Source organism: Mycobacterium montefiorense (assembly GCF_003112775.1).
Taxonomy (GTDB): domain Bacteria; phylum Actinomycetota; class Actinomycetes; order Mycobacteriales; family Mycobacteriaceae; genus Mycobacterium; species Mycobacterium montefiorense.
In genome coordinates, this window is the sequence record NZ_BFCH01000001.1 from 66,069 (window position 1) to 90,268 (window position 24,200).

At 64.2% G+C, this 24,200-nt stretch carries 23 protein-coding genes and 1 pseudogene; 11 read left to right on the top strand and 13 right to left on the bottom strand.

What is annotated here, in order from left to right; all coding sequences use genetic code 11:
• Positions 1-57 precede the first annotated feature (57 nt).
• Positions 58-1,452, top strand: coding sequence for an OFA family MFS transporter (locus DB708_RS00325; protein ID WP_108920107.1), 1,395 nt, complete (start codon positions 58-60; stop codon positions 1,450-1,452).
• Here DB708_RS00325 and DB708_RS00330 read toward each other — a convergent pair.
• From DB708_RS00330 to DB708_RS00350, 5 genes are all read right to left on the bottom strand, one after another.
• On the bottom strand, positions 1,416-2,126 hold the full coding sequence (locus DB708_RS00330) for a GntR family transcriptional regulator (protein ID WP_235616563.1): 711 nt from the start codon (positions 2,124-2,126) through the stop codon (positions 1,416-1,418). The two genes, DB708_RS00325 and DB708_RS00330, sit on opposite strands and share 37 nt — an antisense overlap.
• A 326-nt stretch (positions 2,127-2,452) precedes the next feature.
• The gene (locus tag DB708_RS00335; RefSeq protein WP_108919974.1) at positions 2,453-3,628 is read right to left on the bottom strand and encodes an NAD-dependent formate dehydrogenase; all 1,176 of its coding nucleotides are present in this window, start codon (positions 3,626-3,628) and stop codon (positions 2,453-2,455) included.
• 105 nt (positions 3,629-3,733) lie between these two features.
• Positions 3,734-5,122 (bottom strand): NAD(P)(+) transhydrogenase (Re/Si-specific) subunit beta, encoded by a 1,389-nt coding sequence (locus DB708_RS00340; protein WP_108919975.1) that lies wholly within the window; start codon positions 5,120-5,122, stop codon positions 3,734-3,736.
• The gene (locus DB708_RS00345) at positions 5,115-5,432 is read right to left on the bottom strand and encodes an NAD(P) transhydrogenase subunit alpha part 2 (RefSeq protein WP_108919976.1); all 318 of its coding nucleotides are present in this window, start codon (positions 5,430-5,432) and stop codon (positions 5,115-5,117) included. The genes DB708_RS00340 and DB708_RS00345 overlap by 8 nt, the downstream gene beginning before the upstream one ends.
• Positions 5,429-6,520, bottom strand: a complete 1,092-nt coding sequence (locus tag DB708_RS00350) for a Re/Si-specific NAD(P)(+) transhydrogenase subunit alpha (protein WP_108919977.1) — start codon at positions 6,518-6,520, stop codon at positions 5,429-5,431. The genes DB708_RS00345 and DB708_RS00350 overlap by 4 nt, the downstream gene beginning before the upstream one ends.
• Positions 6,521-6,708: 188 nt before the next feature.
• On the opposite strand from DB708_RS00350, the gene DB708_RS00355 reads away from it, so the two are divergent.
• The 3 genes from DB708_RS00355 to DB708_RS00365 are packed head-to-tail and all read left to right on the top strand — an operon-like array spanning position 6,709 to position 9,245.
• Positions 6,709-7,734 (top strand): 2-dehydropantoate 2-reductase, encoded by a 1,026-nt coding sequence (locus DB708_RS00355; protein ID WP_108919978.1) that lies wholly within the window; start codon positions 6,709-6,711, stop codon positions 7,732-7,734.
• A gap of 17 nt (positions 7,735-7,751) precedes the next feature.
• A complete protein-coding gene (pyk, locus tag DB708_RS00360) occupies positions 7,752-8,933 on the top strand; it encodes a pyruvate kinase (RefSeq protein WP_108919979.1) in 1,182 nt (393 codons plus the stop codon).
• A gap of 12 nt (positions 8,934-8,945) precedes the next feature.
• Complete coding sequence (locus DB708_RS00365; protein ID WP_108919980.1) at positions 8,946-9,245, top strand: PE family protein; 300 nt, start codon at positions 8,946-8,948, stop codon at positions 9,243-9,245.
• Between the two features lie 5 nt (positions 9,246-9,250).
• Here DB708_RS00365 and DB708_RS00370 read toward each other — a convergent pair whose 3' ends face one another.
• The 4 genes and pseudogenes from DB708_RS00370 to DB708_RS00385 all read right to left on the bottom strand — a co-directional run bounded on the left by DB708_RS00370 (position 9,251) and on the right by DB708_RS00385 (position 13,644).
• Positions 9,251-10,030 carry an IclR family transcriptional regulator gene (locus tag DB708_RS00370; RefSeq protein WP_108919981.1) on the bottom strand — a complete coding sequence of 260 codons (780 nt, stop codon included), beginning with the start codon at positions 10,028-10,030 and terminating at the stop codon, positions 9,251-9,253.
• 74 nt (positions 10,031-10,104) lie between these two features.
• Positions 10,105-11,898: a glyoxylate carboligase gene (gene gcl, locus DB708_RS00375; RefSeq protein ID WP_108919982.1), complete on the bottom strand. Its 1,794-nt coding sequence runs from the start codon at positions 11,896-11,898 to the stop codon at positions 10,105-10,107.
• A complete protein-coding gene (locus tag DB708_RS00380; RefSeq protein ID WP_165839685.1) occupies positions 11,895-12,788 on the bottom strand; it encodes a 2-hydroxy-3-oxopropionate reductase in 894 nt (297 codons plus the stop codon). Before DB708_RS00380 ends, gcl begins: the two co-directional genes overlap by 4 nt.
• Positions 12,785-13,644: pseudogene (locus DB708_RS00385) on the bottom strand (hydroxypyruvate isomerase family protein). The gene DB708_RS00380 and the pseudogene DB708_RS00385 overlap by 4 nt, the downstream one beginning before the upstream one ends.
• Before the next feature lie 358 nt (positions 13,645-14,002).
• On the opposite strand from DB708_RS00385, the gene DB708_RS00390 reads away from it, so the two are divergent.
• Complete coding sequence (locus tag DB708_RS00390; RefSeq protein ID WP_235616564.1) at positions 14,003-15,148, top strand: glycerate kinase; 1,146 nt, start codon at positions 14,003-14,005, stop codon at positions 15,146-15,148.
• A 112-nt stretch (positions 15,149-15,260) separates the two neighbouring features.
• Positions 15,261-16,190 carry a histone deacetylase family protein gene (locus DB708_RS00395; RefSeq protein ID WP_108919984.1) on the top strand — a complete coding sequence of 310 codons (930 nt, stop codon included), beginning with the start codon at positions 15,261-15,263 and terminating at the stop codon, positions 16,188-16,190.
• Here DB708_RS00395 and DB708_RS00400 read toward each other — a convergent pair.
• The gene (locus DB708_RS00400; RefSeq protein WP_133250961.1) at positions 16,187-16,591 is read right to left on the bottom strand and encodes a hypothetical protein; all 405 of its coding nucleotides are present in this window, start codon (positions 16,589-16,591) and stop codon (positions 16,187-16,189) included. The genes DB708_RS00395 and DB708_RS00400 overlap by 4 nt on opposite strands.
• A gap of 115 nt (positions 16,592-16,706) precedes the next feature.
• On the bottom strand, positions 16,707-17,987 hold the full coding sequence (locus DB708_RS00405; protein WP_108919986.1) for a PPE family protein: 1,281 nt from the start codon (positions 17,985-17,987) through the stop codon (positions 16,707-16,709).
• A 251-nt stretch (positions 17,988-18,238) separates the two neighbouring features.
• Here DB708_RS00405 and DB708_RS00410 point away from each other — a divergent pair, with 251 nt between their 5' ends.
• Together DB708_RS00410 and DB708_RS00415 are read left to right on the top strand one after the other, a co-directional pair.
• On the top strand, positions 18,239-18,508 hold the full coding sequence (locus DB708_RS00410; protein WP_108919987.1) for a DUF2277 domain-containing protein: 270 nt from the start codon (positions 18,239-18,241) through the stop codon (positions 18,506-18,508).
• A complete protein-coding gene (locus tag DB708_RS00415; RefSeq protein ID WP_108919988.1) occupies positions 18,505-19,065 on the top strand; it encodes a DUF1802 family protein in 561 nt (186 codons plus the stop codon). The genes DB708_RS00410 and DB708_RS00415 overlap by 4 nt, the downstream gene beginning before the upstream one ends.
• Here the strand turns inward: DB708_RS00415 and DB708_RS00420 are convergent.
• Together DB708_RS00420 and DB708_RS00425 are read right to left on the bottom strand one after the other, a co-directional pair.
• Entirely contained in the window at positions 19,024-20,727 is a 1,704-nt protein-coding gene (locus tag DB708_RS00420; protein WP_108919989.1) for a CocE/NonD family hydrolase, read from the bottom strand. The genes DB708_RS00415 and DB708_RS00420 overlap by 42 nt on opposite strands.
• A 101-nt stretch (positions 20,728-20,828) precedes the next feature.
• Entirely contained in the window at positions 20,829-21,416 is a 588-nt protein-coding gene (locus tag DB708_RS00425; RefSeq protein WP_108919990.1) for a DUF3558 domain-containing protein, read from the bottom strand.
• 163 nt (positions 21,417-21,579) lie between these two features.
• On the opposite strand from DB708_RS00425, the gene DB708_RS00430 reads away from it, so the two are divergent.
• From DB708_RS00430 to truB, 3 genes are read left to right on the top strand one after another with little or no spacing between them, the layout of a single operon-like run.
• A complete protein-coding gene (locus DB708_RS00430) occupies positions 21,580-22,554 on the top strand; it encodes a metallophosphoesterase family protein (RefSeq protein ID WP_108920109.1) in 975 nt (324 codons plus the stop codon).
• Positions 22,551-23,225: a 4'-phosphopantetheinyl transferase PptT gene (pptT, locus tag DB708_RS00435; RefSeq protein ID WP_108919991.1), complete on the top strand. Its 675-nt coding sequence runs from the start codon at positions 22,551-22,553 to the stop codon at positions 23,223-23,225. The genes DB708_RS00430 and pptT overlap by 4 nt, the downstream gene beginning before the upstream one ends.
• Complete coding sequence (gene truB, locus DB708_RS00440; RefSeq protein WP_108919992.1) at positions 23,222-24,124, top strand: tRNA pseudouridine(55) synthase TruB; 903 nt, start codon at positions 23,222-23,224, stop codon at positions 24,122-24,124. Before pptT ends, truB begins: the two co-directional genes overlap by 4 nt.
• The last annotated feature ends 76 nt before the right edge of the window (positions 24,125-24,200 follow it).

Genomic DNA, 24,200 nt, shown 5'->3' on the forward strand with positions numbered 1-24,200 from the left:
CGACGCGAGCAGCCATCGAGCCGACCCTTTATGCCCATTTTCGAAAGTGAGTCAACGATGTCTTCAACTCTCGCAACCTATCGCGAGGTGATCGATGCGAACGGTCGCATCTATCGCGTCGGCGAAACTGATCGCGAACTGCTCGGCAGATCCCGATCCTCGATGGTCTGGTTGCCGTGGATCGCGATGATGGCAGTCAGTGTTTTTGAATACGGCTACGGCGCTGCCGCCGATACCCTGCGCCATGCTCATGGCTGGAGCCTGTCCGAAACCTTCTGGCTGCTCTCAGTCTGGGCCGTGTTTCAGGCGGCCGTCGCCTATCCCGCCGGCCGTCTGAGGGAGAAGGGAATCACCTCGGCGAGGTCGACGATGTTGGCCGCAGCCGTGTTGTCCGCATTGGGCTTCGTCGCCGTTGCCCACAGCAGCAATCTGGTCGTGGCTTTCCTTGGATTCGCGGTGTGCGGTGGCTGCGGCGTCGGATTGGTGTATTCGACGGGTATCACCATCGTCGGTAAGTGGTATCCAGAGCGGCGAGGCGCCAAGACGGGGTTCGTTTGTGGCGGATTTGCCTACGGCGCAGTTCCTTTCATCTTCATCTTCAGTTACGCGCTGCATCCCAACACTTATGTATGGGTTCTCGACCTGGTGGGTGCCTTCATGCTCGTGGTCCTCACGGTATGTGGTGCCTATTTTCAGGATCCACCAAAGAACTGGTGGCCGGCGGACGTCGACCCGCTGCAGCACGCCGCCGCCAACGCCGACGCCAGGAGCCTTCAGAAGAACCCGCCTGCGGTCCGCCAATTCGGTCCGGTCGAGGCACTCAAAACGGGTATGTTGCCGTTGATGTGGGTGTCGTTGGGGATTACCACCGGCGTCTCGCTGTTCGGCATCAGCTACATGGTTCCGTTCGCCAAACACCTTGGCTTCGGCGCGATGATCGTGGCTTCATCGGCGGGCGCCCTTTCGATCATCAATGGTGTCGGCCGCGCGGTGACCGGTTATGTCTCGGACCGGATCGGTCGTAAGCAAACGCTGTTGATCGTGCTGCTGGTGTCGGTCGTAGCCCTGATCGGCCTGCTCTACACCGGGCTCGCCAAGAACGAGATCGCCTTCATCTTCTTTGCCGTCCTCGTCGGGTTCGGCGGCGGTGCTTTCTATCCGCTGTTCGCCACCTTGACCACCGACTACTTCGGTGAAAACAACAACGCCAGCAACTACGGCATCGTATACAGCGCCAAGCTGGTCGGCTCGATCCTGGGAATTGGTGTGGGCGCCAGCGTGATTGACGCCTGGGGCTACACCGGTGCCTACTGGCTGGCCGCGGCAAGCGCGCTGCTCTCAGCCGGCACTGCGGCGTTGTTGCGGCAGCCGGGACGACGGAAAGGCGATGTGGTGGTTTCCCAGCCGGTCGTCAGTCAGGCCACGCCCTCGGCACCGTCGGCGGCTTCCTGACGTCGCTGATGGTAGACCTCGCGGGTGCGTTCGGTGTGGCGGCGCATCAGATCTCCGGCACGCTTGCCGCTGCGCCCGGCGATCGCCTCGATCAGCTCGGAGTGTTCGTCCAAGGCATCTTTGCTGCGGGCTAACGCGATGGGCTCGTAGTACCAGCGGACCCGGCGGCCGACCTGGCCGATGAGGTTGGCCAGCACGCTGTTGGCCGACATCGCAACGATATAGGAGTGAAAGGCGTCGTTGGCGGTGACAAGACCTTCCTTGTCACCGCCGGCGAGTGCCTTCTCCCCGGTGCGGTGCAATTCCCAGAGACGGTCGACTTGGGGCGGCTTGGCGGCGCGGGCGGCCAACCTGGCCGACTCGGCTTCAAGCAGAGTTCGCACGGCCAGCAGCTCGTCGGCCTCGGCATCGGTGGGCACGTGGACAAATGCGCCCAACGCAGGGCGCAGATCCACCCAGCCCTCGCTTTGCAAGCGCTGCAACGCCTCTCGAATGGGTTGCCGACTCACGCCCAGCTGAGCCGCTAACTCGTTCTCCACCAGATGTTGGCCGGGCCGCAGCTCGCGGGTGATGATCAGTTCCATCAGCGCCTCATAGGCCGCCTCACGCAACGGCGCCGGACGCTCCAGTCTCATCCGCGACCCAACCTCGCTCGGCGCGCTGGTGGTGGCCATGAAGACTTCCCTCATTCCCGTCCTGGTTAATCGAGATTTACCGACTCAGAGATGTATGTAGCATACAGTCCACAACAAGCAACTGGGCCACTTCGACACTGTGAAATCTGCAGCTTTTCTCAAGGTTATATACAGGATACAGGCAGGTGGACCGGGTAGATGCCAGATAGCAAATATTGCGACGTGATTCGCCGCGCTTGCACGGTCAAGACAAAAAGCAACGGGTTGGCGAGCAGCACAACTGATCTGCTCGCCAACCCCGTGGGTCAAGCCGCCGGACGAAGCGGCGTCGCCGGTTTCAGGTGAATGCCGGGGCCGATCCGGCCCTAGGCCGCACCGGATTTGGCAGTTGCGGTGTAAGACCGTGCCCCGACACCGGCCAGTGCGCCGCCGTCAACGATCAGATACTCATCGCGGATCGGCTTTCCGCCGAAGTAGCACTCCAGAATTTCCCTGGTACCGGCCGCATATCGAGTCTGCGCCGATAGCGTGGAGCCAGAGATATGCGGAGTCATGCCCTGATGGGGCATCGTGCGCCACGGGTGGTCGGCCGGTGCCGGCTGTGGGTACCACACGTCGCCGGCATAGCCCGCCAACTGACCACTTTCCAGCGCGCGGACGATGGCGGCCTGGTCGCAGATGAGCGCTCGCGCCGTATTAATAAGGTAGGCACCGCGTTTCATCGTCGCCAGCAGCTCGTCGTTGAACAGACCCCGGGTCTCCGGGTGCAGGGGAGCGTTGATCGTCACCACATCGAGGTGAGGCACCATTTCCTGGACGCTGGGGTGGAAGGTCAGGTTCAGTTCTTTTTCGACCTCAGCGGGCAGCCGGTGCTTGTCGGTGTAGTGAAGGTGCACGTCGAACGGCGCCAGACGGCGAAGTACGGCGAGCCCGATTCGGCCGGCGGCGACGGTACCGACCTGCATTCCCTCCAGGTCGTAGGAACGTTGCACACAGTCGGCGATGTTCCACCCTCCGTCGATGACCCAATGATGCGATGGCAGGTAATTGCGAACCTGCGACAGAATCATCATGACAACGTGCTCAGCGACGCTGATGCTGTTACAGAAAGTGACCTCGGCGACCGTGATGCCGTGATCGATCGCCGCATCCAGATCGTAGTGATCCGAGCCGACGCCCGCGGTGACCGCCAACTTGAGTTTGGGGGCGCGCGCGATCCGTTCGGCGGTCAGGTAGGCCGGCCAAAACGGCTGTGATATCACCACTTCCGCGTCCGCGAGGTGCCGGTCAAACTCCGAATTGATGCCTTCTTTGTCCGAGATCACGACCAACTCGTGACCGAGGCTCTCCAGGTATGGACGTAGACCCAGTTCGCCGGAGACGCTGCCCAGCAGTGCACCCGGGGCGAAGTCGATGGCCGACGGAGTCGGCAGCGTCTGCCCGTCCGGGTAGCCGTCTAGGTGCGGCAGCCCGTCACGCGGGAATTCGATGGGATGCCCGGTTACCGGGTCGTCGTAAAGGACGCAAACCACTTTTGACATAGAAACTCAATTCCTTTCTAACCGCCGATCCTCGGCTCTTTTTCCTGCCGCCGCGCTGATGTGGCGGTCAAGTTTGTTTGGCTGCGCGGCAATCCCGGCGCGCTTTCACAAAACCTTTAGCTCCTGGGTGATTTCGGCGACGGATGCCTTCGCGTCACCGAATAGCATCGAGGTCTTCTCGTTGAAATACAGCTCGTTCTCGATGCCGGCGAATCCGGGGTTCATCGAACGTTTGAGCACGATGACCGACCTGGCTTGATCTACGTCCAGGATCGGCATGCCGTAGATCGGCGAAGCTGGATTCGACCGCGCCGCAGGGTTTGTCACGTCGTTGGCGCCGATGACCAGGGCCACGTCGGTGCGGCTGAACTCGCCGTTGATCTCGTCCATCTCTTTGAGATGCTCATAAGGCACATCGGCCTCGGCGAGCAAGACGTTCATATGCCCGGGCATGCGACCCGCCACCGGATGTATGGCATGACGCACCTCCACGCCGCGTCCCTCCAGCAGGCCGGCCATTTCGCGGACCACATGCTGGGCTTGCGCGACGGCCATTCCGTACCCGGGCACGATGATCACCTGGCTGGCATAGCCCATCTGCAATGCCGCGTCGGCCGCACTGGTCTGGCGCACGGTCTGGTCGGCGCCTGGGTCCCCGCCGTCCGCGCTGGTGCCGGTGCCACCGAATCCACCGGCGACGATGGCGGGGATCGAACGGTTCATCGCCTTTGCCATCAAGTTGGTCAGGATGGTTCCCGAGGCTCCGACGATCATTCCCGCCACGATCATCGCCGTGTTGTCCAGCCCCAGGCCGGTCGCCGCCGCCGAAAGCCCGGTGAGCGCGTTGAGCAGCGAGATCACCACCGGCATGTCGGCGCCTCCGATGGGCAGCACCACCATGACACCGAGCACTGCCGAGAAGACGAGCACACCGATGAAGACCAGCGGCGCGCGCTGGCCGGCCCCGATGGCGCCGGCGCAGGCGACGGCGGCGAGCAGCAGTATCAGGTTGACTGGCTGCTGGGCTCGGCCCAGTCCGATGGGCTTGCCCGGCAACACTTCTTGCAGCTTTCCGAACGCGATCAGCGATCCCCAGAATGACAGCGACCCGACGATAGCGGCGAACAGTGACGCGATCGTGACGTAGGTCGGCGCCCAGGCGTAGCCGTGACTGTCGCGGAATTCGACCCACGACACCAGCGCGACCGCACCGCCGCCCACGCCGTTGAACAGCGCCACCATCTGAGGCATTGCGGTCATCTTGACCCGCTGCGCCGCCGGAACCCCGATCAATGACCCGAGCAGCAGTCCGAGCGCGATCAACAACCAATTACTTGTGCCCGGAGTCAGCAGGGTGGCCACGATCGCGATCGCCATGCCGACACCGGCAATCAGATTGCCGCGCGCGGCGGTGCGGGGACCGGTCAGGCCCGAGAGGCCGACGATGAATAGCGCGAACGCGACGATGTAGAGAACCGGGATGAGCTCATTCACGTGCCGACGCAACCTTTCCGGCCTGGCCACTGGATTTCTTCTTGAACATGCCGAGCATGCGGTCGGTCACCAGGAAGCCGCCCACGACGTTGATCGCGCCGAAGGCGATAGCGACTACCAGCAGCAGCCGGTCGAATGCATCGGTGGTCGACTGGCCCACGAGAACCAGGCCGGCGAGCAGAACGATGCCGTGAATTGCGTTGGTGCCGGACATAAGAGGGGTGTGCAGTGTGTTGGGGACCTTCGAGATCACCGCGAAGCCGACAAATCCTGCCAGCGTAAGGATCGCCAGGTTGGCCACTAGTGTCATCGGATCCCCGTCAACTCGTTGTCGGATTTGGTGACGCAGCAGGCATCGAGGATCTCGTCAGACAAATCACGCACTGCCGTGCCGTCGAGCATGTGTTCCAGCAGGGCGCCGATGTTGCGTGCGTAGAGCTCGCTGGCGTGTTCGGGCATGCTGGCCGGAAGGTTCAGCGGCGCAGCGATCGTGACGTCGTGTCGCAGCACCGTCTCGCCCGGCACGGTGAGTTCGCAGTTGCCGCCGGCCTCGCCGGCGAGGTCGACGACCACGCTGCCGCTACGCATCCGACGCACCGCCTGCGCGGTGACGAGTTTGGGTGCGGCGCGGCCGGGAACGAGGGCGGTGGTGATAACCGCGTCGAAGCCCGGGATTGCTTCGGTTAGGCGTTGTTGCTGCTCGATCTGTTCTTCGGGCGTCAAAGCTCGGGCGTATCCGCCTTCGCCCGCCGCCGAAACACCGAGTTCGAGCCATTTGGCGCCCAAGGACCGGACTTGCTCGGCGACCTCGGGCCGAACGTCGAATCCGGTGGTGCGGGCGCCCAGCCGTTTCGCCGTGGCCAGCGCCTGAAGTCCGGCGACGCCGACACCGAGCACCAAAACCGTTGCCGGTTTTACCGTTCCAGCGGCCGTGGTCATCATCGGGAAGAAGCGGGTCGAGCATTGCGCGGCACACAACACCGCTTTGTATCCCGCGACATTGGCCTGGGAAGAAAGCGCATCCATGGTCTGGGCACGCGAAATCCGGGGCACTGCTTCCATCGCGAAGCCGGTGACACCCGCTCGGCGTAATTGGTCACTGACCTCCGGCCGGGTGCGCGGTGCGAGGAAGCCGATCAAGTGGGCTCCCTGCTTCAACCGGCCGATCTCCATCTCGGTCGGCGGGTTCACCTTGACCACGACATCTGCCGACCAGGGGTCACCGATCACGGCCCCGGCTCTTAGATAGTCCTCGTCGCGGATCAAGGCGCCCTCGCCCGCACCCGTTTCAACCACGAGATGGTGGCCGGCGGCACGCAAGCGTTCGACGACGCCGGGTACCAGGGCGACTCGGCTTTCGCCAGCGGCGATTTCGCGAGGCACTCCGATCGCAGACATATTCCTCTTCCTTGGCTCGGCCGGAAGTCACGCTCAACGTGGTCCGGATTTACTGACAGTCCTCGACGTCCCGCCGAGAGCGCGATGTTTTCAACATACAAGGATCGCATACTGTATGCAATGATGAGTGAGGCCTTGACCGTAGTCGCCAAGCGGCGGTGTGCATTGGGGATGCGAGAGGAGACTCTATGAAGATTGCAGTCGTTGGTGCCGGAGCTATTGGTGCCTATTGGGGTGCGGCGTTGCACCGCGGCGGTGCCGATGTTCACCTGATCGCGCGCAACGACAACCTACGGGCAATCCGGGAGAATGGTGTCCGCGTGCTGAGCCCGCGCGGTGACTTCCTCGCGCATCCGCATGCGACGGACTCACCGGCCGAGATCGGGCCGGTCGACTACATATTCTTGGGCCTCAAAGCGCACAGCTATCCAACGTGCGGTCCGCTGATTGAGCCCCTGCTGGGTCCTGACACGGCAATTGTGGCTGCACAGAACGGTATTCCCTGGTGGTATTTTCACGGGCTGTCGGGTCCGTATCAAGGACACCGGATCGAGGCTGTCGATCCCGGCGGTGCCACCAGCGCCGTGCTGGCTCCGGAGCGAGCGATCGGTTGCGTGGTGTATCCCGCGACAGTTCTGGAGGCTCCCGGCGTCGTTCGCCATCTGGAGGGGACTCGCTTTTCCATCGGGGAGCCCTCAGGAGAGCTCTCCGAGCGCTGTCGGCTGCTGAGCGACGCGATGATCGCCGGCGAGCTGAAATGCCCGGTAGAGCCTGATCTGCGCAACGACATCTGGATCAAGCTGATGGGCAATGTGGCGTTCAACCCACTCAGCGCGCTGACCAGATCGACGATGGTGCAGATGTGCCAGGACCCGAACACTCGGCAAGTCGTGATACAGCTGATGGAGGAGACCCTGGATGTCGCCGCGAGATTGGGTAGTACGCCGGAGATCTCGATCGAGAAGAGGCTGCGGGGCGCCGAAAATGTGGGTTACCACAAGACCTCGATGCTCCAAGATCTCGAAGCGGGCAAGCAGCTGGAGCTCGATGCGATCGTATCCGCGGTGGTAGAGCTCGCCGACCTGACCGGAGCGGCTGCTCCGACCCTTCGCACCGTCCACGCTGCCACCGGCCTCCTCGCCCATGCCAGTGGGGTGGCGCCGTCACGCAGTGGCGGGAATTCGCAACAACAACCTCAAGCTGCCCTGCGCTAAGGGAAAGGACACCTGGGATGCGCACAACAAAGATCGTCTGCACGCTCGGACCCGCAACCGCCACCGCTCCACGCCTGACTGAACTCATCGACGCCGGAATGGATGTCGCGCGCCTCAATTTCAGTCACGGCACGCATGCGGAACATTTGGCCTTCTACGACCTGGTGCGCCAGATCGCAGCCCGGCGCCGGCGCTCTGTGCAAGTGCTCGCCGACTTGCAAGGGCCCAAGATTCGGTTGGGCCGGTTCGCCAACGGGCCGGTGGTGTGGAGTGTCGGCGAGAAAGTCGCGATCACCACCGACGCGTGCCTGGGCGATCACGACCGAGTCTCCACTACCTACGGCGGTCTAGCCTCGGATGTGAAAACCGGCGATCGGCTGCTCGTCGATGACGGCAGAATCGACCTGGCGGTGGTGGAAATCAACGGCGCAGACATCGGCTGTGAGGTGATCCACGGCGGACCGGTCAGCGACAACAAGGGCATCTCATTACCGGGAGTTGCTGTCAGCGCCCCGACGTTGTCCGACAAAGACATTGACGACCTGAAGTTTGCCTTGGACCTCGGCGTGGACATGATTGCCATGTCGTTCGTGCGCGCGCCGGAGGAAGCGAAGCTGGCGCACGCCATCATGGGTGAGGTCGGCAGACGAGTGCCCGTGATCGCCAAACTGGAAAAGCCGGAGGCGGTCTCGTGCTTACCGGCGATCGTCGAGGCTTTCGACGGGTTGATGGTGGCCCGTGGTGACCTCGGCGTCGAGATGCCGTTGGAGCAGATACCGCTGGTCCAAAAGCGAGTCATCCGGCTCTGCCGCGATGCCGCAAAGCCGGTCATCGTTGCCACTCACATGCTCGACTCGATGGTCTCCGATCGGCGTCCCACCCGAGCCGAGGTCTCCGACGTGGCCAACGCGGTGCTGGATGGGGCCGACGCGGTGATGCTGTCCGCGGAAACCAGCGTCGGCGCCTATCCAGCTCACACCGTGACCACGATGGCGCGCATCGTTGAGGAGGCCGAGGGCGCGATCCACCGCGGCGAACCGCCTTACTGGGCCGGTCGTCAGGACGGCGATCGCGACTTCCTGGGTGACGTGGTGGTGGCGGCGGCCCGGTTGGTGCGGCGGCGACTGCGAGCGGTCGCGGGTCGCTACGCCATCGCGGGCGGCACCGCGGCGTTAGGCCTCTTTGTTGCAAAGCGTTAAGGAGAACAGCGCATGTCGTTGGTCAACGTGCACCCCGAAGCGCTGGCGGGAGCTGCCTCGCAGTTAGGTGCCATCGGTGCTTCGATGAGTGCCCAGAATGCGGCGGCGGCGGGCCCCACCGCCGCCGTGGTCCCCGCGGCGGCGGACGAGGTGTCCGCACTGATCGCAGCCCAATTCGCGATGCAGGCTCAGATGTATCGGTTGGTCAGCGCCCAAGCCGCGGCGATCCACGAGACGTTGTTCAAAACCATGGCGGCAAGTGCGGATTCGTATGCCGTCGCTGAGGCGGCCAACGCCGCAGCCGCCGGGTGAATAGCTTAGGGGGCGGTGCTTTTGTCGAAGTCGGATGCGATGTTGCGCGCGATTCGCTTCAACAGCGGGGTAACCGTTGGCGCGGACTTCAACGTGACTCGCACCGCAGGGCCAGAGATCGAAATGGCCGTCAGTGACGGCGCGTCGGGCACCGGTACGGCAAAGCATCGCACACCGATTTCCTGCTCACCTTCATCGACCGCATAACCACGGACACGGCACAACGTGATGTCTTGCAGCAAGCCGTCGACCGTCGTATGCGAGTTCTCGGTCGATGCGGGCATCCCGGTGCGCGCCACCAGAGCACGCAGTGCCTCGTTGGTAAGTTGCATCAGCAGCGCCTTGCCCACTCCCGTGCGATGCGGGTAGACCCGCCGGCCGACCTCGGTGAACATGCGCATGGAATGCGGTGAGGGAACTTGAGCTACGTAGACGGCCATGTCGTTGTCCATGACTGCCATGTTCGCCGTCTCGCCGGTTCGGTCTACCAATTCGCTCAGATGTGGACGCGACCACATGCCAATGAGCTGACCCGCGCTCTCGCCCAAGCGGATCAGCCTGGGCCCCAACGAGTAGTGCCGGTTCGGAAGCTGCCGCAGATACCCCATGCTGAGCAACGTTCGTACCAGTCGATGCATCGTGGGCTGTGGCAGATCTGCGCGAGCGGCGAGCTCGCCGAGCGCACCCGTGCCACCCATGGCGGCTAAAATCTCGAGTACCCCGAATGCTCGTTCCACCGATTGAACACCGACCGCGCGGTCGGCGTCGTCATGCTCGGTAACCATCGGCCTCATGCTCCGGTTGTTCAAGGACGTCCGGCCAGACATCGCTCGCCGGGGTCCGGCGCAGCGGTAGTGAGCTAGTCGAATAGCAATGCGGCGGTGGGTGAGTCGTCGATCGTCGCTGCCAGCTCGTTGTGTTCGGTGATGTTGTCGATTTCGGTGCCCATCGCGATATTCGTGATCCGTTCCAAGAATATCTCGACTACCACGGGCACCTTGTGTTCGCGCGCGAGCTGCTGGGCTCGGGTGAGTGCGGGCGCGATCAGTGCGGGGTCGGTAACTTGAATCGCCTTGCAGCCCAGCCCTTCGGCCACCCGGCGATGGTCGACCCCGTAGCCCTTGGGCAGATCGGTCTCACCGGATTCCTGGGCATTGATGTTGTCGAAGGCCAATGAAACGAAATAGTTCATGTCGAAGTTGAGCTGAGCTTGCCGGATCAGCCCGAGGTAGGAGTTGTTGACCACGACATGGACGTAAGGCAGGTTGAACTGCGCGCCGACGGCGAGCTCCTCGATGAGGAACTGGAAGTCATAGTCGCCCGACAGTCCGACCACCGTGGCGGTCGGGTCTGCGGCGACCACACCTAGCGCGGCGGGAACCGTCCATCCCAATGGTCCGGCCTGGCCGCAGTTGATCCAGTGCCGCGGTTTGAAGACCTGCAGGAATTGGCCGCCGGCGATCTGTGAGAGCCCAATCGCGGTGACGTACCGCGCATTACGGCCGAACACCCGGTTCATTTCCTCGTACACGCGTTGCGGTTTGATGGGGATGTCGTCGAAGTGGGTCTTGCGGTGCATCGTCCGTTTGCGGTCTTGGCAGTCGCGCACCCAATCAGCCCAATCAGGGATCTTGTCCGCCGAACGCCGTTGCAAGGCACCGGCCACAAGCTGTTCGAGTGCCGCCTTGGCGTCCGAGGCAATACCGAGGTCTGGGGCGAACACCCGGCCGATCTGGGTGGGTTCGACGTCGATGTGGACAAAGCGACGACCTCGCCGGTAGGTGTCGAGTCCGCCGGTGTGGCGGTTAGCCCACCGATTGCCGATACCCAGAACGAAATCCGATTCGAGCAGGGTGGCATTGCCGTAGCGGTGGGCGGTCTGCAACCCGACCATGCCTGCGGCCAGCCGATGGTCGTCGGGAATGATGCCCCAGCCCATCAGCGTGGGCACTACCGGGATGTTGAGCACCTCGGCGAGCTCGACGAGTAGTTCGGCGGCGTCGGCGTTGATGATGCCCCCGCCGGCGATGATCAGTGGGCGTTCCGCGGTGACCAGCATGTCAAGCGCTTTGGCTATTTGTGTTGGGGTGGCCACGGGCTTGTAGACCGGCAGGGGAGCGTAAGCGGCGGGTTCGAAATCGATTTCGGCCAGCTGCACGTCGATGGGCAGGTCGATCAGGACCGGGCCGGGTCGGCCCGAACGCATCAGGTGAAACGCCTGGGCGAAGGCGCCGGGAACCTGCCCGGGTTCGAGAACCGTCATAGCCATTTTCGTCACCGGTGCCGCGATCGCCGCGATGTCGACTGCCTGAAAGTCCTCTTTGTGGAGCTTGTTGACCGGAGCCTGGCCCGTGATCGCCAGGATGGGAATGGAATCGGCACTGGCCGAATACAATCCGGTGACCATGTCGGTGCCCGCTGGTCCTGAGGTGCCGATGCACACACCGATGTTGCCCGGTGCCGCGCGGGTATAGCCTTCGGCCATGTGACTGGCGCCTTCGACATGGCGGGCCAGCAGGTGCCGGATTCCGCCGTGCGCCCGCATCGCCGAGTAAAACGGGTTGATTGCTGCGCCGGGTAATCCGAATGCTTGGGTAGCGCCCTCGATTTCGAGGATTCTGACGGCGGCATCGACCGTGCGCATCCGGGTCACTGGGTCCCACCTTCCTTATGTCCGGACAGGCGTTCGACACCCCGCAGCAGGCCGGAGTGGTCGAGGGAGCCGTCCCCGTTGGCCAGGGCGGAGGCCATTAGCTGTGCGACAACTGCACCGAGCGGAATGACCACACCGGCTTCGCGTGCCGCGCTGGTGACGATGCCCAGGTCTTTATTGTGCAGTTCGATCCGAAAGCCTGGATCGAAGTTACTTGCCAGCATCTTTGGCGCCTTTTGCTCGAGCACTGCCGAGCCCGCCAGCCCGCCGCCGAGCACTTTGACCGCCGCGTCCAGGTCGACGCCGTACGCACGCAGAAACGTGATTGCTTCCGCGAGGAGTTCGATATTGCCCGCGACGATCAGTTGATTGGCGGCCTTGACGGTCTGTCCGGCCCCGCTGGGGCCGACGTGAACGATTGTCTTGCCGACGATATCGAGAATCGGTGTGGCAGCAGCGAAATCGTCATCGGCAGCCCCGACCATGATCGACAGCGTTGCGTTCTTGGCGCCGGGCTCTCCGCCGGATACCGGGGCGTCGATGAGACGCAGCCCGCGTTCGCTGGCTTGCTTGGCCAGCTCGGCGGTGACGTCAGGGCGGATCGAGGAGAAGTCGATCACCAGCGTCGACGGTTGCGCGTGGGCGAAAACACCGTCCTCCGAGAGCAACACATTTTGCACGTCGGGGGAGTCGGGGACCATGACGGCCACCACGTCGGCTTTTTTCACGGCTTCCGCGATGGAATCAGCCTCCGCTCCACCGGCCTCGATCAGCGCCGCGGCACGGCCCGGCGAACGGTTGTAACCGATGACGGTGTGGCCGGCCCGGGCGAGATGGCAGGCCATCGGGCTGCCCATGATGCCCAGCCCGATAAAGCCGATCGTGGTCATTGATTCCTCGTTCCTGTCAGTGTTCGCAGCGACTCGACGCTGACACCGCCGCGACCTCGCTCGGCGGGCGGCAGCCAGTCGAACGTGTCGGGCCGAGAAGACTTGTATTCCAAGCCGATGTAGCCGTCGTAGTCACGTCCCAGCAATATGGCGAGATAGTCGCCCAGCGGGACTTCACCGGTTCCCGGCTCCCCGCGTCCGGGGCGTCGGCAACCTGAACGTGCCCGATCCGCTCATAGTTGGACAGCAGGGCGGCGGTCACATCGTCGTTGTTGACATAGAGGTGATAGAGATCCGCCAACAGCCGCAAGTTGGTGGCACCCGATTCAGCGTGCACGCGGTCGATGATGCGCACCGCGTCGGCCGCGGTTTCGAGCGGGTACCGGGGCGCGCCGCTGACCGGCTCGATCAGCACCGTCGCGCCGATGCGCTGGGCGGCTTGAGCCGCGTAGGCAAGATTCTTGGCCGCGACCTCGTCCTGCACGGCCGGCGCTATACCCTCGATGCGGTTGCCGTACAGCGCGTTAAAGGCCCGGGTGCCTAAACTTTCGGCGATACCGACGGCAACTTGCACATTTTCGCGAAAATCGGTTGTCAGCGCGGGATCCGACAGAACTCCCCGGTCGCCACCGGCCATGTAGCCGGCGAAGAAGTTCAGTCCGGACAACTGCACCCCCGCCTTCTCGATGGCGCGGACGAATGCCCTGACGTCCGCCTCCGGGGGCGTCGCCTCGATGAACGGCCACCAGAACTCCACCGCCTCAAACCCCGCTGCCCGAGCTGCGGCCGGCCTGTCCAGCACCGCTAGATCGGTGAAAAGGATCGAGCAGTTCACCGTATAAGTCGCACCAGCCATCGCTGTCCCTTCTATTGCCTAGACCGCGGACGGCTCGGCGCGCTCCATCCGACGTGGCCTCAGGTCTGGTTCCGTATCGCGGAATTGCCGCATCGGAATACGAAATAAGTCAAGGTGATACTCCAGTCTGTGTCAAGAATCGGCGAAACTCGTACAACCCGAATTGTCAGATTTGATAAGCGATTTCGATGACTACGGCGGATGTCAAGCGCCGCACCTTTGACAGCTTTGCCTTGCGCGTGTCAGGTTATTGAGGTGGAGGTGGAATTCCGCATTTCGGAATGCCGGCTAGTTGAGCAAGCCCTGCACCATCCGCCGCAAGCCCTCTGAAACGTGTGTGCGGCTCGACCTTGATGGGATGACCTGGGTGATGAGGCGCAACATCGTGCTGGCGCCGGACAAGTTCAAGGGCTCGTTGACCGCCGAGCAGGCTGCCCAGGCAATGGCGCAGGGGGTGTGCCGAGCAGATCCGACGATGAACCCAATCGCCTGCCCTGTCGCAGACGGGGGAGAGGGCACCCTGCATGCCGTCTTGGCGGCCGGATTTGAACCAGTCGAAGTGCAGGCGTGCGGGCCGACCGGCGCACCGGTGCGTTCCGGGTATGCCCGCAAGGGCGGGCGCGCGGTCATCGAGATGGCGGATATCTGTGGGCTGCAGCGGCTTCCGGCTGCAACGCCGGCGCCGGTGACGGCGACGAGCTACGGGCTGGGCAGCGTGATCGCCCACGCGCTGGACGACGGCTGCCGAGACATTGTCATCACCGTCGGTGGAAGTGCAAGCACCGACGGCGGCGCGGGGATGTTGATGGCGCTGGGCGCCGAGATACTCGATCGCCACGGTCAGCCCATTGCTCTCGGTGCTCAAGGTCTGGCCGACGCTGCTCACCTCGATCTCAGCCGGCTGCACCCGGGCCTGCGCACAGCGACGGTCACGCTGGCGGCCGATGTGGACAGCCCGCTGTGTGGGCCACTCGGTGCGGCCGCTGTCTACGGACCGCAAAAAGGAGTCCTCGGCGACCGCGTGGCCGAAGTGGACGGTGGTCTGTCGAAATGGGCGGACCTGGTTGAAACGGTCATCGGCGCGGATTGCCGAGATGCGCCAGGGGCGGGCGCCGCGGGAGGCGTGGGATTCGCCGCGCTTGCCGTGCTGCGCGCACGGATGAGACCCGGCATCGAAATGATCCTCGACCTCGTCGAACTCGATCGAAAGCTGTTGGGCGCCACGATGGTCATCACCGGTGAAGGCTCCCTCGACGGCCAATCGTTACGAGGTAAGGCGCCCGTGGGCGTTTCGCGATGTGCCCACTCCCACGGCATACCAACCTTTGCCATCGCCGGGATATCGACGTTGACGAGCGCCCAAGCCCGAACGGCAGGCTTCGGCGCGGTGCGCACCCTCAACGAGCTCGAGCCAGATCTTTCGCGCTGCACCAAATACGCCGCAAATCTGCTGGCTGTGGTCACCGAACGGTTGATCCGCGAGAGCACCGACGTGTTGGGCTGATACCGAAATTCGATCAACTGGCGATGCGGTTCGACCCGAGCCGCATACGGTATTCAGACACGAGATTGTTCTTGGATGTGTAGTCCACGACCCTGAAAAGAGGTCTGCCGCAATGTCCACCCTGCTGCTGCACCACCCGAGTTTCGCTAACCACCGGACCGGTGGGGGTCATCCGGAGCGGCCGGATCGCTATCGCGCGGTGGAGGCGGTGCTAAGCCAGCCACAATTCGACACGCTGGTGCGCGAGCAAGCCGAGCCAGCCGACCTCGCGACTACCCGCTATGTGCATTCGAACCGTTACGTCGACGATCTCGAAGCCGCTCGTCCCGCCCAAGGTTATGTGTACCTCGACGGTGGCGACACCGTAATGGAGCCATCGACGTGGGAAGTGGTCTTGCGCGGGGTGGGCGGGACGCTACAGGCGATCGACAATGTGCTGACCGGGCAGGTTCAGAATGCTTTCGTGGCCTGCCGGCCGCCGGGTCATCACGCGGAGACCGAGCGCGCAATGGGCTTTTGCTTGTTCAACAACATCAGCATTGGAGCGCGGCATGCGCAGCAGACGTACGGAGTAACGCGGGTCGCGATCGTCGATTTCGATGTTCACCACGGCAACGGCACGCAGCAGATTTTCTACTCCGATTCCGACGTGCTGTATGCGTCCACTCATCAGATGCCACTGTTTCCCGGCACGGGTGCAGCAGATGAAACCGGGGCCGGCAACATCTTCAATTCACCGCTGAAGCCGGGCGACGGTGGGCCCGAGTTACGCAGGGCATTTCAGCAACGAATTCTGCCCGAGCTCGACAGGTTCTCCCCGGAGCTGATTCTCGTGTCCGCGGGATTCGACGCACACGAACGTGACCCGCTTGGTTCGCTGACGATGACTGCTGACGACTTCGGCTGGGTCACCCGCGAGTTGATGAACTCAGCCGAAAAACTTTGCGACGGTCGGCTGGTGGCGGTGCTGGAAGGAGGCTATGACCTTCAGGGGCTGGCGGATTCGGTCGTGGCTCACGTCGGCGAGCTGATCAAGGGTTAGGCAACCGGTTGCGCTCTGAGCTTGGCCCCGACCACGAGTTCTACGCTGGGCACCGAGACATGGGCTTGATTCAACCGCAGGAATCGGCCGTCGATCGAGTACTGACCGATCACGTATACCTCGACATGCTCCGCCGAACCGTCGGTTTTGCTGACCTCGAGGACAAATCGTGCGGCGTATCGATTCCAGAAGCGGAATTCTTCGAGCGTAAACACGCTCCCGTGGGCGATTTCTGAGCGTGCGATCGTGGCTAGACGGGCGAACTCGTCTCGGGTATAAGCCTTTCCATTGTCGCGATGCTGGTAGCCCTGGTCGAAGAATGCGTTCATCACGTCATCGACGCTGCGGTGCGTGCAGAACAGCAATTCGCGCAGCGCGTCACTAAATGATGGTCGGATCACCAGATCTCCTCCCGCCACCTAACGCATCCTCAACGTACCTGTTGTGATAGACCTTTGGCGTTGCCCGCTATGACGAAAAGTGAAGCAGGCCATCATTTTGACGCATGGCGCTCGCTCAGCCCCCGATCGGTGAACGCGGAATGAGCGAGGCGCGCACCCCCACTCGGTGCGCCGCGCCGCCGGACTCGCTGCCCACCATGCCGCCCGTCGGCGTGTTGGCGGCATGGCGATGTGCCGCGCCGTGGTGGTTATGGTGACCGGCCTGCGAAGCGGAGTGCATGGGCGGGTTGCCGGCGTTCCCCGAAAGCGCATTGGCCCAACCGGGTGGTACCGACAAGGTTCCCAGTTGGGACGCTTGACCGAGGCCAGCCGAGGGCTCGCCGCCGAATCCCGCCGACCAGGGGTCGGCGAGGGGGTTCAACCCGTCCAGCGACCCTAGTTCGCCGAGCTCACCGGGGAGTGCCTCCTCGACGCCCAAAAGCGAATCGCCACCGACTAGTTCGAGGCCGGAGCCGGCCAGGTCGAGGGCGAATCCGCTGATGTCGGTGCTCAGACCGAAGCCATCTGAGCCGAACCCCAATGCGCTGGTGCCGATTTCGGGTGCGGAGCTACTACCGACGTCAACCAGGCTAGCCATCGTGCTGGCCAACATAGAGGTGGCCCGCATCCCTGCAGTTGTGCTCGTGGTCGCGCTCTTAGAAGTCTTGGCCAGCCGCGCCAGCATGGACACCGAGGAGGAAATTCCCGACGCCGCGAGCGGTGTCCCAGCACCCATCGCTGCCGACGTGCCGGCACCGGGGCTCGCAAGTCCTTGCAGTGTCGTCTCGGCCGAACTCAGCAACTTAGCCGGCGCCGGCGCGGGTGCGCCTGGATCGGTCGTGCGTGGTGGCGGTGCAAAGGCTGAAAGTCCGGATACGCTAGCCGAATTCGCCGCATAGCCGTACATAGCCGCCGCGTCCCTGGCCCACATTTCGCTGTACTCGCCTTCCGCAACCATGATGGCGGGGGTGTTCTGTCCGAGAAGGTTGCCGGCAATCAATGCCGCAAGCCGAATGCGGTTGGCGACGATCATCGGCGGTGGCACCGTCATCGCGTACGCCGTTTCGTAGGCCGCCGCGGCGGCGGTGGCCTTGCTGGCCACCTCCTCGCAGTGCGCGGCCGTGGATCTGATCCACCCGGCGTATGGCATAACCGCCGCTGTCATGGCCATCGACGATGAACCCGTCCACGATCCACCGATTAATTCGGCGACGACTGATTCGCATCTGCTGGCGGCGAGGTGCATCTCCACGGCCAACTCCTCCCATTCCGCGGAGGCGGCCAGCAGGGTTGCCGGTCCGGGGCCTGAATACATTCGGCCGGAGTTCACTTCGGGTGGCAGCGCCCCAAAATCCATTGGTTTCCTCGTCTTGCCCGTGGTCCGGTGCCGTGCGTCGCCGATGGGGCAGCCGGTGCTCGAAGCGTTCGGAAAGACTACTGTATACAGTATCCAGTTGCTGCTCGACGGGCCCGGCGGTGACACATATGAAACTCATATGTTGCGGACCGGGCGTGCCAGCAACCCTGGGCGAACATGACACCGATTGCTGAGGTGTGGGCGGCCGTATCGACGAGGCCGCAGCGGCAAATCCCGCCTATCGTTGAGGGATGTGCCGGAACATCACCGAACTGCGCGGTTTGCGGCCCGCGGCCACGGCTGAGGAGGTCGCCGCGGCCGCGCGCCAGTACGTGCGAAAAGTCAGCGGCATTACCCACCCGTCGGCCGCGAACGTCGACGCGTTCGAAGCCGCGGTCGCCGAGGTCACCCAGACGACGACGCGCTTGCTGAAGTCCTTGCCGCCGCGCCGGCAACCACCCAAGACCGTCCCGCTGTTGCGCCGACCCGAGGTAGTGGCGCGTCTCTCCGCAACGAAATGACCCTCACCGCAACGACGCCCGCGCTCAAAGAATGGAGCGCCGCCGTCCACGCACTGATGCGCGGTCGGCAGTACGTGTTGTTGCGCAAGGGCGGTATAGGGGAGAAGCGGTTCGAAGTGGCGTCGCAGGAGTTCCTGCTGTTTCCGACGGTTGCACACAGCCACCAGGAGCGTGTCCGGCCAGAGCATCACGACCTGCTGGCCGCTGCGGCGGCCGACAGCACCGACGATCAGCTGGTGATCAGGGCTGCGGCGAAAGTGGTTGCAGCACTGGCGGTTAACCGGCCCGAGCGGCTCGGGGAAATCGAGGACCTGCACATCTGGACCGCCGAGTCGGTGCGCGCCGACCGGCTGGATTTTCGGCCCAAGCACAAACTCGCCGCGCTGGTGGTGTCGGTGACCCCGCTGATCGAGCCGATACACCTGACTCGGATCCCCGAATATCGGGGTTGTAAGAGTTGGGTGCCGTTGCCGGCGAGCCCGGCATTCGGGACGCCGATCCACGACGACGCCGTGCTAGCCGGGATTGCCACCCGCGTCCGCGACGCCGTGGGCTGACAGGTCGAGCGGGCCGACCGGCAACAGCAGCCGGGAGCTCCCGTAGGCGATGGCGTGAGTGGCCGGCTTCGATTGGCGGGCCGTCAACATCGGTTCGCCGGTGCCAAGGTTGCGCGCGTACCGCGGAAACCAGCTGCCGGTAACGAACAGGCGGATGCGCGAACCGGCTCGAAAGCGGTGTGCGATCGCGTCGAGTTCGATGCTGACGGTCTTCGCCGGGGCAGCCAGCCGCCGGTAGCCGTCGCTGACGTTTCGCGAGTGGCCCTTGGCGTCGAGTTCGCTGACCCGGACGAACAGGTCGACGTGCGGATTGTTGGAGCTGTGCGCCAGCTCGACGATCGGATTCCCGTAGACGCACAGATCGTGCAGCAGGGTCGCGCTGTTGAAGGTAAGCACATCGTCGCGCAGCGCCAGCCGGCTGTCGTCGCGGTAGCCGCCACGTGTGGACAGCGACGGACCGCCGACGGTCGGTGTCGGGTCGGCGGGGTCGTAGTGGAAGGTCGCCGGCGGCAGCCCTTTCAGGTCCTTGGGTGACGCCTCGTCCAGATAGCGGCCGGGCCTCAGGTACAACGCGCGCTGCGAGGTGACGGGTGGCCAATCGGGTAGGTCGCGCCAGCCCTGGCCGGTGACCCCGACGCGAACCCTGCTGGGGCGGCTCAGCTCCGTGGTGCCCGCCAGATGGGTGTCCAGCCAGTCCAAGGTCTCGCGCGCGTTGGTGGGCAGTCCCTTGCCGAGCATCTGAGTGTGGGTCCAGGGCCCGACCGTGAGCGCGACGTCCGCGCCGCGGCGGCGAAGGTGCGCATACTGCTGCAGCGTCTGGCGCAGAAAGACGTCTTGCCAGCCACTCATCAGCAAGACCGGCACCTGCACCCGGTCCAGCGCGGTGCTGCAGCGCAATTGGTTACAGAACGCGTCATCCGGGTCGGGGCGCTCTACCCAGGATTCGAACCACGGCGCACCGGTGCCGAGCAGCGCGCGCGCCGATTCGCCGAACGGCACTCCGGCGGCCGCCCGGGCCACCCTGCGAAGAGCCAGCAACTGGCGGATTCCGGCTTGGACCCGGGACGGGTCTTCCTGGTGGGCCACCATGTCGCTCCACAGGAGAAAGTCGATCGTGAACGAGCCGGTATCCCAGAGTGCGGCGTGGAAGTCGTGTGGGCCCGCCGCGATAACGGCGGCGGCCAGTTCGGGCGGCGGGTCCTGAAGCAACGCCCATTGAGTGAAACCCTGATATGACGTGCCGATGGTGGCAAACCGGCCGGTGAACCACGGCTGCTCGACTAACCATGCGGCGGTGTCGGCGCTGTCGGTGATTTCATTGGCCATCGGCTCGAAAACACCGCCAGACCCGAACGTTCCGCGCACGCTTTGCAGCACGACGTGGTAGCCCCGCGTCGCAAACGGCCAGGCGAATACCAGCGAGAACGGATATCCACGCCCGTAGGGCCCGCGCACCAGCACAGTGCCGACCGGGCTGGAGGTAGTCGGTGCGTAGTGATCGGCAACCAGCGCAACCCCGTCGCGCATCGGCACCTCAACGCGATTCACGGTGTAGCCGCTGGTGGCCGGCCGCAGACCAAACAGCCGGCCCAAGACGTTGCCACCGGTCTGGGTCAGGGTGCGCAGCGCGGGTGGAACAGGTCTAGTCGACGTCATGCTCACGTTCCCCAGGTTAAGGCGGACCGGCTACGGTCTTCGCGCCGGCGCGAATTCATCTCAGCCACAAAAGATCGTGCGCACCGGCGCCGATCACCGTGGCCGGGCTAAAACTTGTAATACGGGGTGAGGTCGTTGGCCCGCTGCAGATTGGTGGACGGGCAGTCGACCTCGGGGTTTGAGTAGACCGTCGAGTAGAACAGCGCCTGTTGCAGCACGCCGTAGCTGGTCTTGAACGCCACCATGCAGGAGAAGTACCAGAAGCTGTTGTGGTAGGTCGGCTTCAGCACCCAGTAGGTGGCCGCGCGGTGGCCCTGGATCGTGGTCTCGAGGGCGTCGGGAGGCAGGGACTGCTCGTAGGTGCGCCAGACGATCGGCTCGACGGCCACCTGATAGTTGCCCGCGTCGAGTTTGCAGCGCAGACCGTCCTCATGCTCGGGCGGCGTGAACCCCAAACCGAGCCGCTGCAGGGTGTCGAACGGGATGTCTTCGCATGCGTCGAAGGGCCGCGGGTCGGTGGTCGCGATGATGGGACTCTTCATCGTCGTTTCCAGTGGCCGCGCCGTTGAGCGCAGATCGACGGTCTCGCCGCCTCCGGTCCGGGCGGGCGGGCCGCTCTGCCAGCCCACCGTGCCTCCGATGACCGCTGTCAGCACCGCACCGAGCGCTCCGAGCAGGCGCACCCTGGTGAACATGACACCCCCCAAACCGTCGGCCGTCTCTTGTGCGGGGAGTTTACAAGTCACGTGCGCGAGGTCACAGCCAAACCTGAACTTGTTCTAACCGGGAGGTGGTAGCGGCCGAAACTCCCAGCGGAACCCGGGTCGGCGCGTCGGGTCGTTAGGCTGGTTACTCGTGGTGACGCGGGACTCGACAAACGGGGGACAGGCGACCGGCCAACCGACACTGTGGGCGGTCTCCGATTTGCACACGGGTCATATGGGCAACAAGCCGGTCACCGAATCGCTGCATCCGTCGTCACCGGATGACTGGCTGATCGTTGCCGGCGATGTGGCCGAACGCACCGATGAGATCCGTTGGGCCCTTGACCTGTTGCGACGCCGATTCGCCAAGGTGATCTGGGTGCCGGGCAACCACGAACTGTGGACCACCAACCGCGATCCCAACCAGGTCTTCGGTAAAGCTCGCTACGACTACCTGGTCAACATGTGCGACGAGATGGGTGTGGTGACGCCCGAACACCCGTTCCCGGTGTGGACCGAACGCGGCGGTCCGGCCACAGTCGTGCCGATGTTCCTGCTCTACGATTACAGCTTCTTGCCTGAGGGGGCGCGCAGCAAAGCCGAAGGCCTGGAAATCGCGCGAGCGAACAACATTGTGGCGACCGACGAATTCCTGCTCTCATCGGAGCCGTACCCCACCCGCGACGCGTGGTGTCGCGAGCGGGTGGACATCACCCGCGCTCGCCTGGAACAACTCGACTGGATGACGCCTACCGTGCTGGTCAACCACTTCCCGCTGGTGCGCGACCCTTGCGACGCGTTGTTCTACCCAGAGTTCTCGCTATGGTGCGGCACCACCAAGACCGCCGACTGGCACACTCGCTACAACGCCATCTGCTCGGTTTACGGCCACTTACACATTCCGCGGACCACCTGGTATGACGACGTGCGCTTCGAGGAAGTCTCGGTGGGATATCCGCGAGAGTGGCGGCGCCGCAAACCGCCCAGCTGGCTGCGCCAGGTTCTGCCCGACCCGCAGTACGCGCCCGGCGACCTCAACGACTTCGGTGGCCACTTCCAGATCACTCCCGAGATGAAGGCGCAGGCCACGCAGTTCCGGGAACGATTGCGGCAGCGGCAGTCGCGATGACCGCGGACACCCTCGTGTCGTCGGTGTTGCCGGCGACCGACGATATGGCGTATTCGGAGGTGTACTCCGACCCGCCCGGGCTGGCCCCGCTGCCCGAAGAAGAGGCACTGATCGCCAAGTCGGTCGCCAAGCGGCGCAACGAGTTCATCACCGTCCGGCATTGTGCCCGCATCGCACTCGGTGAACTGGGCCTGCCGCCGGTGCCGATTCTCAAGGGCGACAAGGGGCAACCCTGCTGGCCCGACGGCGTCGTCGGTAGCCTCACGCACTGCACGGGCTATCGCGGTGCGGTGGTGGGCCGCAGCGCCGCGGTGCGCTCGGTCGGGATCGACGCCGAACCGCACGACGTGTTGCCGACCGGCGTGCTGGATGCGATCAGCTTGCCGGCCGAGCGCACCGAAATCGCGCAGGTAATGCCGGGAGATCTGCATTGGGATCGAATCCTGTTCTGCGCCAAGGAAGCAACGTACAAGGCGTGGTTCCCGTTGACCAAGCGATGGCTGGGCTTCGAGGATGCCCACATCAGCTTCGAGGCCGACGGCCCGGCGACCGGCACGTTCGTCTCGCAGATTCTGATCGATCCGGAGGCGCTGTCGGGTCCGCCGCTGACCGCGCTGCGGGGCCGCTGGTCGGTCGACCGCGGACTCGTGCTGACCGCGATCGTGCTATGACCGAAAGCTGCACCGGTCCAGGACTAGTCGTCGTCGACAAGCCGGCCGGAATGACCAGCCACGACGTGGTGGGGCGCTGCCGGCGAATCTTTTCCACCCGACGGGTGGGCCACGCGGGCACCCTGGACCCGATGGCCACCGGGGTTCTGGTGGTCGGGATCGACCGCGCCACCAAGATCCTCGGGCTGTTGACGGCATCGGAGAAGTCGTATGCCGCCACGATCCGCTTGGGTCAGGTCACCTCCACCGAGGACGCGGAAGGTGAACTGTTGCAAAGCATCTCGGCTGAACATCTCACCGACGAGGCGATCGCCGCGGCGATCGCCGGGCTGCGCGGCGACATCAAACAGGTGCCGTCGGCGGTTAGCGCGATCAAGGTCGGTGGCCGTCGCGCCTATCAGTTGGTCCGCGAGGGCGAGGCGGTCGAGCTCAAGGCCCGCCCGGTACGCATCGATCGGTTCGAGATCTCGGCGACCCGGCGTTCCGGCAGCGGGCAAGGCCTCATTGATCTCGACGTCGCCGTCGACTGCTCGTCGGGAACCTACATTCGCGCGCTGGCCCGCGACCTGGGGTCCGCGCTCGGGGTGGGCGGGCATCTGACTTCGCTGCGGCGCACCCGCGTCGGCCGCTTCGAGCTCGATGCGGCGCGCTCGCTCGACGAACTCGCCGAACAGCCGCGACTGAGTTGGACGCTGGACGACGCGTGCCTGCTGATGTTCCCGCGCCGCGACCTGAGCGCTGAGGAAGTCGACGCGACCAGCAACGGCCGGCCCTTGTCGCCCGCGGGTATCGACGGTGTCTATGCCGGAGCCGACAGCGACGGTCGGGTGATCGCGCTGTTGCGCGACGAGGGTTCGCGGACCAAGTCGGTGGTGGTGATCCGCCCCGCGACGCTCTAACAGGTCCCGGCCGAGCGGTTGGTTGGGCGGCGTTGCACACTGGGATGACTAGGCGGCCTACCGTTCGGAAGGGGAC

Coding starts and splice junctions, on each gene's coding strand:
- DB708_RS00415 (WP_108919988.1), top strand. CDS start 18,505: ATGACCCTCACCGCAACGACGCCCGCGCTCAAAGAATGGAGCGCCGCC.
- DB708_RS00365 (WP_108919980.1), top strand. CDS start 8,946: ATGTCGTTGGTCAACGTGCACCCCGAAGCGCTGGCGGGAGCTGCCTCG.
- DB708_RS00370 (WP_108919981.1), bottom strand. CDS start 10,030: ATGGTTACCGAGCATGACGACGCCGACCGCGCGGTCGGTGTTCAATCG.
- DB708_RS00350 (WP_108919977.1), bottom strand. CDS start 6,520: ATGTCTGCGATCGGAGTGCCTCGCGAAATCGCCGCTGGCGAAAGCCGA.
- DB708_RS00380 (WP_165839685.1), bottom strand. CDS start 12,788: ATGACCACGATCGGCTTTATCGGGCTGGGCATCATGGGCAGCCCGATG.
- pyk (WP_108919979.1), top strand. CDS start 7,752: ATGCGCACAACAAAGATCGTCTGCACGCTCGGACCCGCAACCGCCACC.
- DB708_RS00335 (WP_108919974.1), bottom strand. CDS start 3,628: ATGTCAAAAGTGGTTTGCGTCCTTTACGACGACCCGGTAACCGGGCAT.
- DB708_RS00425 (WP_108919990.1), bottom strand. CDS start 21,416: ATGTTCACCAGGGTGCGCCTGCTCGGAGCGCTCGGTGCGGTGCTGACA.
- DB708_RS00395 (WP_108919984.1), top strand. CDS start 15,261: ATGTCCACCCTGCTGCTGCACCACCCGAGTTTCGCTAACCACCGGACC.
- DB708_RS00325 (WP_108920107.1), top strand. CDS start 58: ATGTCTTCAACTCTCGCAACCTATCGCGAGGTGATCGATGCGAACGGT.
- DB708_RS00410 (WP_108919987.1), top strand. CDS start 18,239: ATGTGCCGGAACATCACCGAACTGCGCGGTTTGCGGCCCGCGGCCACG.
- DB708_RS00355 (WP_108919978.1), top strand. CDS start 6,709: ATGAAGATTGCAGTCGTTGGTGCCGGAGCTATTGGTGCCTATTGGGGT.
- DB708_RS00390 (WP_235616564.1), top strand. CDS start 14,003: ATGACCTGGGTGATGAGGCGCAACATCGTGCTGGCGCCGGACAAGTTC.
- DB708_RS00345 (WP_108919976.1), bottom strand. CDS start 5,432: ATGACACTAGTGGCCAACCTGGCGATCCTTACGCTGGCAGGATTTGTC.
- DB708_RS00405 (WP_108919986.1), bottom strand. CDS start 17,987: ATGGATTTTGGGGCGCTGCCACCCGAAGTGAACTCCGGCCGAATGTAT.
- DB708_RS00330 (WP_235616563.1), bottom strand. CDS start 2,126: ATGGCCACCACCAGCGCGCCGAGCGAGGTTGGGTCGCGGATGAGACTG.
- truB (WP_108919992.1), top strand. CDS start 23,222: ATGACCGAAAGCTGCACCGGTCCAGGACTAGTCGTCGTCGACAAGCCG.
- pptT (WP_108919991.1), top strand. CDS start 22,551: ATGACCGCGGACACCCTCGTGTCGTCGGTGTTGCCGGCGACCGACGAT.